The sequence below is a fragment of the Thiohalocapsa sp. ML1 genome (genome assembly GCF_001469165.1).
Taxonomy (GTDB): Bacteria; Pseudomonadota; Gammaproteobacteria; order Chromatiales; family Chromatiaceae; genus Thiohalocapsa.
Window position 1 is genome coordinate 1 of sequence record NZ_JABX01000089.1, and the last position, 7,834, is coordinate 7,834.

Annotated in this window: 10 protein-coding genes and 1 pseudogene; 4 read left to right on the forward strand and 7 right to left on the reverse strand. The window is 60.6% G+C overall.

Annotated elements, in window-relative coordinates; translation table 11 throughout:
- Positions 1–861: IS4 family transposase (locus ML01_RS26130; protein WP_058558308.1), on the forward strand; the 861-nt coding region annotated here is incomplete at its 5' end.
- Positions 862–1,036: 175 nt separating this feature from the next.
- Here the strand turns inward: ML01_RS26130 and mazF are convergent.
- The 4 genes from mazF to ML01_RS28130 all read right to left on the reverse strand — a co-directional run bounded on the left by mazF (position 1,037) and on the right by ML01_RS28130 (position 2,434).
- Positions 1,037–1,384, reverse strand: a complete 348-nt coding sequence (gene mazF, locus ML01_RS26135) for an endoribonuclease MazF (RefSeq protein ID WP_058558309.1) — start codon at positions 1,382–1,384, stop codon at positions 1,037–1,039.
- Positions 1,384–1,626, reverse strand: coding sequence for an AbrB/MazE/SpoVT family DNA-binding domain-containing protein (locus tag ML01_RS26140; RefSeq protein WP_058558310.1), 243 nt, complete (start codon positions 1,624–1,626; stop codon positions 1,384–1,386). The genes mazF and ML01_RS26140 overlap by 1 nt, the downstream gene beginning before the upstream one ends.
- 293 nt (positions 1,627–1,919) lie before the next feature.
- Positions 1,920–2,243, reverse strand: coding sequence for a type II toxin-antitoxin system PemK/MazF family toxin (locus ML01_RS26145; RefSeq protein ID WP_058558311.1), 324 nt, complete (start codon positions 2,241–2,243; stop codon positions 1,920–1,922).
- Entirely contained in the window at positions 2,240–2,434 is a 195-nt protein-coding gene (locus tag ML01_RS28130) for an antitoxin MazE family protein (RefSeq protein ID WP_082674694.1), read from the reverse strand. The genes ML01_RS26145 and ML01_RS28130 overlap by 4 nt, the downstream gene beginning before the upstream one ends.
- 50 nt (positions 2,435–2,484) lie before the next feature.
- Between ML01_RS28130 and ML01_RS26150 the strand changes: the two genes are divergently transcribed.
- Positions 2,485–3,204 (forward strand): transposase, encoded by a 720-nt coding sequence (locus tag ML01_RS26150; protein WP_058558312.1) that lies wholly within the window; start codon positions 2,485–2,487, stop codon positions 3,202–3,204.
- A 253-nt stretch (positions 3,205–3,457) separates the two neighbouring features.
- Here the strand turns inward: ML01_RS26150 and ML01_RS28135 are convergent, their stop codons facing one another.
- The 3 genes from ML01_RS28135 to ML01_RS28145 all read right to left on the reverse strand — a co-directional run bounded on the left by ML01_RS28135 (position 3,458) and on the right by ML01_RS28145 (position 6,158).
- The gene (locus tag ML01_RS28135) at positions 3,458–3,904 is read right to left on the reverse strand and encodes an HNH endonuclease signature motif containing protein (RefSeq protein WP_082674695.1); all 447 of its coding nucleotides are present in this window, start codon (positions 3,902–3,904) and stop codon (positions 3,458–3,460) included.
- A gap of 148 nt (positions 3,905–4,052) precedes the next feature.
- On the reverse strand, positions 4,053–4,979 hold the full coding sequence (locus tag ML01_RS28140; protein WP_082674696.1) for an SH3 domain-containing protein: 927 nt from the start codon (positions 4,977–4,979) through the stop codon (positions 4,053–4,055).
- Between the two features lie 102 nt (positions 4,980–5,081).
- Positions 5,082–6,158 (reverse strand): PDZ domain-containing protein, encoded by a 1,077-nt coding sequence (locus ML01_RS28145; protein WP_082674697.1) that lies wholly within the window; start codon positions 6,156–6,158, stop codon positions 5,082–5,084.
- 229 nt (positions 6,159–6,387) lie between these two features.
- Here ML01_RS28145 and ML01_RS31210 point away from each other — a divergent pair, with 229 nt between their 5' ends.
- Both ML01_RS31210 and ML01_RS26165 read left to right on the forward strand, forming a co-directional pair.
- Positions 6,388–7,191, forward strand: a complete 804-nt coding sequence (locus ML01_RS31210; protein ID WP_058558314.1) for a site-specific integrase — start codon at positions 6,388–6,390, stop codon at positions 7,189–7,191.
- A gap of 49 nt (positions 7,192–7,240) precedes the next feature.
- A pseudogene (locus tag ML01_RS26165) lies at positions 7,241–7,834 on the forward strand (transposase); the annotation flags it as partial.

Genomic DNA, 7,834 nt, shown 5'->3' on the forward strand with positions numbered 1-7,834 from the left:
CTGCCGGTGGGCGGGCGCAGCTTGACGCTGTACGAGGAGGTTCACACGCAGGAAAACTTGGGCAATCGGCAGGTACAGCATCGGTTCCTGCAGCGGTTGGCGGACATCATACCGGCGAGCGCAGCGCCGATCATCGTGGCGGACTCCGGCTTCAAGGTACCGTTCTACCGCGAGGTCGAGCGCTTGGGCTGGCGCTGGCTGGGGCGCGTGCGCGGGCGCGACGGCGTCGAGCTCAAGCGGCGCTGGTACAGCTGCAAGCAGTTGTTCGAGCGGGCGACGCAGACGCCGGTCGCGCTTGGCATCGGCCAGTGGGTGCGCAGCAATCCGCTGCGGGCGTGCTTCGTGCTGGTGCGCCAAGCCCCGCAGGGGCGTCAGGACAAGACGGCGTCCGGCAAGCGCGCGCGCTCCAAGAAAAGCCGGCAATCCGCCCGCGGTGCGCGCGAGCCGTGGCTGCTGGTGGCCTCGACGCAGCTTGCCGACTGGCCGGCGAAGCGGTTGGTGAAGGTCTACAAGCAGCGCATGCAGATTGAGCTCAGCTTCCGCGACATGAAAAGCCAGCACTTCGGCGCGGGTCTGGAGTGCAGCGCCTCCAAGGGCGCGGGCCGCTTCACCGTGCTGGTTCTGATCGCCTCGCTGGCCGCGATCCTGCTGTGGCTGATCGGCACCGCGGCGGAGCGCTGTGGGCTGCATGAGCGGCTGCGACCGAACACGCGCAAGCAACGCGCCTACTCGCGGGTGTTCCTCGCCAGGCTGCTGCTGACGTTGGCGCACTGTCAGGCGGCCGTCGCGACGCTCGCCGATGCCATCGGGCCGCCGGATCAATGGGTCGCGAGTCATCACGATGCGCTACTGTCCGGATAAACAGTTAGGTGGGAGGCGATTTTGTGGGGACACCTCAGGGTCTGTCCCCCATTGTTTTCCCCATTGTTTTGCGCGCCAAGACATGCGTCGCCTCAGCGTGCACTTGCCGCAAACGGGGCGCCGGGGCGCCCATGGATTCACGACAACACCGGAGCATCGGCGCGATCGATCGCTTTCACAGCCCGGGCGCTAGGCCAAGCAAGGCGATGATCTTGGCCTTCACGTCGTTCAGTTGCGCGGTAGAAGCCCGGCCCTTTAGCTGTGCTTTTCGGGCCACCCAATCGAGACTCTTGACTTGGTCGGCCAGAACAGCGCTCGGGCGCTCGCCTGTTGTCAGGACTTCGAAAGGGTAGCCCTTGACTTGGGTCGTCATCGGGCAGCAGAGCATCAGCCCGGTCTTGCCGTTGTAAGTCGATGGGCTGACAACCAGCGCCGGTCTGTGTCCCGCCTGCTCGTGCCCGGCCTGCGGATTGAATTGCAGCCAGACGATATCGCCGGCCTCGGGCACGTAACGCCGCGTCATCAGGCCGATTCCTTACCGACAGGCTCGCCGAAGCCGACTTCCGCATGCAGGTTATCGGGCGTAATCCCAGCCAGCAATTCCGCCAAGTCGCATCCCGCTGCGCGCATCGGCTCGATGACGATGCATCCGCTTTCTTCGCGGATATCCACCACGTCATCAAGTGCTAGCTGCGCCGCTTCCATGATGGCTGCGGGAATGCGAACGGAGGCACTGTTACCCCACTTCTTCACGGTTACACGCATCGTCGCTCTCCGACGTATCTTCAATGTCGATACGTTACGATGCTTCCGCGCTTCCCGCAACGTTGCCGTCGCAAACAGGGGTGCCGCGTCGTTTCATGCACAGCGATAAAGCCTGCGGTCATGCGCAATTGACCCAGCGGGCTCGGCGGCTCGGCCCCCGGTGTAGGGCGCGGGGGCCCGGCCGCGAAGAGACGTGCCGCGGCAGAGAGGGCCGCCGACCCAGTGTGCACGGGCGTAGCGCTACATGTGAGATCTGGCCCCTGTGACCCCTGACCGCTGTGACCCCGCTCGGCTCAGGCAAATCCGAAGAACACGGCCAGCGCCCGGTCTACGGCAATCAACTCCTCGTTGGAAAGACGTCCGATCTGCTTACCGATCTTCCCGCGCGGGATCGTCTGCGCCTTGTCCACCATGACCTGCGACGGCTTGCGCAGTCCGGTCTGCTCGCTCGGGGCAACGTCGATGCGAAACAGCGGCGTATCGCGCAACTCGCTGGTGACCGGCAGAATGGTCACCGATGGGTGCTGATCGAACAGGTCGGACTGGATCACCAGTGCCGGCCGCGGTTTGCCGTAGTCGCCTGAGAGCGCGACCGCAACCAGGTCGCCTCGCCTCACCGCCAGCCGTCGCGATCCGCAGCATGATCAAGCCAGTCCATTGTGTCCGCTTCGCCCGGATCGTCTCTCAACAGCCGCGACTGGCGGCGACATTCATCGGCGAAGCCCGGCTGGCGCGTGTCCGGAACCCACATCTCGATGGCCCGGAGGGGTTGACTGTGCTTCTGTGCCCGTTCTGTGCTTGATTGCATGGAGACCGCCCGCGGGCCGTGGAACCTTGGGTAAAGTATCGACCAGGCGGGTGTTGACGGCAACGCGCGCGGGCCGTTGTGCGTCGCGCGGCGCGCCCCTGCAGCGTCAGCCGGCGCTGCGCGGCCGTCGCGCCAAGGACGGCGCTCCCACGCCGGGACGCCTGGCTCGGCTGCTCGTCCGCCACGGCACCACCGCGCTGACCGCCGAGGACCGCTTTGCCGGGTCCACCGACGTGTCCATGTTGAGCGAGCCGTGGCTGCTGGCGGCATCGACGCGGCTTGCCGACTGGCCGGCGAAGCGGTTGGTGAAGGTCTCGAAGCAGCGCATGCAGATCGAGCTCAGCTTCCGCGACATGAAGAGCCAGCACTTCGGCGAGGGCCTGGAGTGCAGCGCCTCCAAGGGCGCGGGCCGCTTCACCGTGCTGGTGCTGATCGCCTCGCTGGCGGCGATCCTGCTGTGGCTGATCGGCACCGCGGCGGAGCGCAGCGGGCTGCACGAACGGCTGCGACCGAACACGCGCAAGCGGCGCGCCTACTCGCGGGTGTTCCTCGCCAGAGGAAAACTAGGGACGGACCACGTTCTTTATGAACGGGGCACGTCGAAAAACGTGGTCTGTCCCCCATTGTTTTTCAACATCGCGCAGTCCGCGGAGTCCGCGACTGGCGAGCGCTTTGAGCGCTTTCATGTCAAACTCTTGGAATGGAACGAAACCTCGGCCGGCTTCCGAATAACTATCTACTTGCCAACACGTACCTGGAGTGAACTCTAAATCCCGCGTGACGGCTGGATCATCAGTTGCAAGCGCATCGGCAGAGAGGTCAATGCTGCAGGCACCTTCTTGCGATGCCATGCAGATGCGAGCGGTCAACAAGGCAAAGGCAATAACAACAGCGATTCCGTGGATATTCGATTGCATAGAGAGTCTCGTGGCTTGGTCTTCGCCCAACGTCAAGCCTGGCCCGCCGCCCGTTGCCGCGCCGGAGCGAAGCGACGGCGCGGCAACGGGCGGTCGGGCCGAGGCGCTAGTTGGGCGATTCGTTCGCCTGGCGAATTAATGGTGGTCTGTCCCCATTTTTGCTCCTTGCTCGCGCCGAAGCGGATGGTTTCTTTTCGAATTTATCCAAAAGTAATTGCGCGTCTTTTGCCAATTGCGGGGTGATTTCTACGATTCCACCTTCTTCATGTTGTTGCTTTATTCCGTTAAGCGCTTCCGGCGGGTATCTTCCGGGATCTGAGTCAATAAGCTTGTGACAGGTTTTGCAAAGAAGCAATAGATTATCGTATCCATCTCTATCGGAAGCAGAAAGCTCCGGGTCATATCTTGGTCCGTTTTTACGCCTGGCTCTAATATGACAAATCTCACCAACCACTATTCCATCTACGATAATTGGAGCAGTGCACTTTGGAAAGGCGCACTGATTAGACGATTTGGCGTAGAGCCTTTTTATGGTTGTCGTTTTTATTGCCATGCATCTGTCCTACAAATGGTCAGCCTGCTTCAAGCTTTCGGCCTCTTTGTTGCCGAACGTCATGCATAGCCCGGCGCATGCTGACGAGCCGCCAGCGTCAGCGGCGGGTCGTCAGCATGCGGTCGGGCCGAGCCTCTTGTTGGACGTGTCAGTTGCATTTCCGCATGCAGGTATCGAAAACATTGAACTTAATCGCTAGCGATGCGCCGTAACCGATGTAGCCGATTAGCTGACCGAACCCCGAATCGTGATTCAGGCCAGCGCTACCAATCTCATCGAGGAGGCCGGTGACTGCCGCAATCTGCAAGTCTTGTTCGGTAAAACCCTCTTGTAGGGCCGTGTTGATCGCGTAGGAACAGCTAGGGCTACCGATTACGTCATTGACGCCAAAACCGAATTCCTTCTTGAAGTAATGCCCGAAGGCGGTGCTGCAAACGTCAGGCCCCCAGGTCATTGCTAGACACTTTACAGCGCGGTTCGAGCAGTATTCGCTGGATCTCCAAGAGTAGGTGCTACGTGATCGACCGAGCCCCTTGATCTCTAGGGCGTACTTGTTCCCTGGGTCCATCTTGAGGATGTGATCCGCGTAATCCTTTGCCAGTTTGATGTTCCCCTGGGTCTTTGCTGTCTGCGCTAGACCACCAATTGCTCGCATTCTTTCAAGGTCGGCGGTTGCGGTGTCCCAGGCAGTACTGAAAGAGCTTATCGCATGGTAATACCTTCCGTTCCGGAAATGTTTGTTGCCTTGTCGGTAGGCGCTGAATGAGCGAGTACCCTTGCTCTTGACCTTGTTCGGCAAAGACAAGAAAGCATCGAATACGTAGCCGGAGCCGCCATTACCAAAAGTTATATAGACCCATTTGCCGGACTTGCCGCCGATTCTTGTCGTGTCGCTTACCACTGACGATACTCTGACTGCGTCACCATAGGGAAGCTTCGTGACAACGTCAGAATAGGTGTTCGGGCCGGAGCGGACCTTGAGTGCATCCGCTATGACAATGTACATGTCGCCTGCTGCTTGTGCCTGCGTTCCGCACAGCAGGCAGACCGTTAGAAAAATCGCTCTGAGTCGCATGCTATCGTCTCCCTGCTTCGTCCAACGTCAACCGCAGCCCGCGCCAAACTGCGGCGACGCGCGAAGCGCCCGCCGCAGTTTGGCGTCGGGCTGGCGGATTTGTTAGCGACCTTGTATTGGCTCTACTGAAACAGCCCGGTGGCTGCTGTACCTCAGGATAGAAAGCGAGACTTCCCTACAGGCAGTGTTGATATAGTCAGAAAGGAACAGCGTATGCCAGACCTTTTCGCCGTCAATGTGGTGAACCACATCGCCCACCTTTACGCCAGCACGTTCGGCTGGGCTATTAGGTTCCACAGCATCGATTCTTGCGCCGTAGTTGAGAAGCTCGCCTCTCGATAAGAGGTTGGTTACGTCGGATATCTGCACGCCAATGATGCACCTGCCTGACTTCCGTACGGGGTAGGCTTGCAATGTATGCGAGTCATGACGAAGGTACAAGATCGTAAGTGCCTCGCCGCAATTCTGATTGGTATACGAAGAGACAAAGGCGGTCCCCGTCACTTTCCTGTCGTTAATTTCATAGATGATGTCACCCGGTAGGAGACCAGCAGCGGCAGCGGGTAAGTTGTTGTAGACCTTTTCCACTCGTGCGCCAGAGTGTATTGTCGTCCCCGAGTAACCGTAAGCATCCAGATCAGAAATGCTTAGACCAATTGTGCATCGACCACGCAGATCGGGGGGGATCAACAGGTTTCCTGTTGCATAGATCTTGCATGTCGATGAAACGGCGTACTCTTGCCTGAGAGCGTTGCATGATCCCAGAGCCGCTTGATTTGCTGCCTTTTGGTCAGCCCGACCTGTAGACCACCCCCAGACACGACGATTTTCTCCGTTCGCCACAGCGAAAGCTTTAGCTCCAGTCTGTTCGCGGTACTCTTGATAGTCTCGTGCAAACTCATCGACGAACAGATCAGGTAGGAAACCCGGCGCTAAAGCATTGAATCGAAATAGAAAAACACCCACCATAATGAATAACGCGAGCACCCCAAGGACAAGGACTGCTGCAAGGTGGAGAATTCGGGCTGCAAGGAAGCCTAAACCGGCGCCTGATAGGGCGTAAATGAGCGCTGCCTCGGAGCTGTCAGTTTGGGACAACCCCAGCAGGCCACCTCCCAGGAAACCAACTAGTATAAGGCTGGTGTAGAATCCGACGGAATCGCCGTTGCCGTTTGCCATCTCTGCATCTACTGAAGGTGCTTCCGTTGAGGGGCTTGATCTTCGCTAACGTGTAATAGACGGAATTTGAAATATTGGATATTCCGGAATCAGGAAATATGGGCCTAGACGTAATCCGTCTTTCTGCTAACCTGTCGCCCAAACGCAACGCACCGCATCACGCTTCCGCACCCCTCGCGCCTTCCGCCTACGCCTGACGCGCGCATAAGGTATGCCCCCATCAACGCCCATGTCAACCCGCGCCGAGCAAGTCGCCCGCTTCTGGTCCAACTATCTCGCGCAGTTGGAGAAAGCGCAGGTGCGGGCGGACCAGCGGCGGTGGTATGTGCTCCGCGCGGAGCGGTTTCTGGAGGCGATTCAGCCGAAGCGTCTGGCGCAACTGTCGGCACAGGATGTGTCGGGGTATCTGTCCGCGGCGGGTCGGGAGACGTCGCTCGCGACGTGGCAGTTCGTGCAGATGGTCGATGCTATACGGATTCTAGGCGTCACCGCGGGCGCGCCCTGGGTTGCGGCGGTGGACTGGTCGCACTGGCGGGCCTCGGCGCAGACGATGAGCCCGGAGCACCCGACGGTGGCGCGGGATTATGGGCCGGAGGTGCAAGGGCTGGAGCCGGCAGGGCCGATGACGAATCTGGCGACGGTGCGGGCGGCGCATCAGGCGGTGGTGGACAGGATGGTGACCGAGATCCGCCGGCGCGGCTATTCCATCCGCACCGAGCGCGGGTATCTCGATTGGGTGCTGCGCTTCATCGCCTTTCACGGCGGGCGGTCGCCGAACGAGCTGGCGGATGCGGATATCGGACGGTTTCTGGACTGGCTGGCGGTGAAGCGGCGGGTGTCGGCGAGCGAAGCAATAGGGGACAGACCACGTTTTCTGGGGCTCTCGCTTTGCCGGGACGATAGAAAACGTAGTCTGTCCCTTTTTTCTCCCCAGAACGCCCCCTCGGAGGGGGGATGCGGAAAACCGCAAACCCGCCGCGGAGCAACTACCGCTGTCGGGCAACTGATCAGTCAAGTCAGTCTGCTGGCGTAAAGGGCTCTGACCCCTTTATCTTCACTGACCCCTTTATCTTCAGACCCCTTTATCGTTCACGCTGCCGGCATCTCTGCGGCCTCTGGCGTGGGCCAATCAGCGCACGCTCTACGACCTGATGACCCGCTGCGCTTGGGAGACGTTGCGCACCTTCGCGCGTAACGATCCGCAGTTGCAAGGCGAGGCCGGTGCCATTGCGGTGCTGCACACCCACTCGCGCCGGCTCGACTACCATCCGCATGTCCATGTGGTCATGCCGGCGGCGGCCATCGCGGCCGAGCGGCGGCGCTGGCGCACCAAGCAACGCAACCAGCGCAGCGCCGGCAAGGGCGCCTATCTGTTCAGCCACAAGGCGCTTGCCAAGGTCTTCCGCGGCAAGCTGCTCGTCACCGGCGCCGGACTCGCGCTGCCGCCGAGCTATCCGAAGGACTGGGTGGTCGACTGCAAGCACGTCGGCAGCGGCGCGAAGGCACTGGTCTACCTCGGGCGCTATCTCTACCGCGGGGTCATCCGCGAGCAGGACATCCTCGCCTGCGAGAACGGGCAGGTGACCTTCCGCTACCGCCACGCCAAGCGCAACCGTTGGGAGTACCGCACATTGCCCGGCGCGCGATTTCTCGCGCTGGTGCTTCGCCATGTCCTG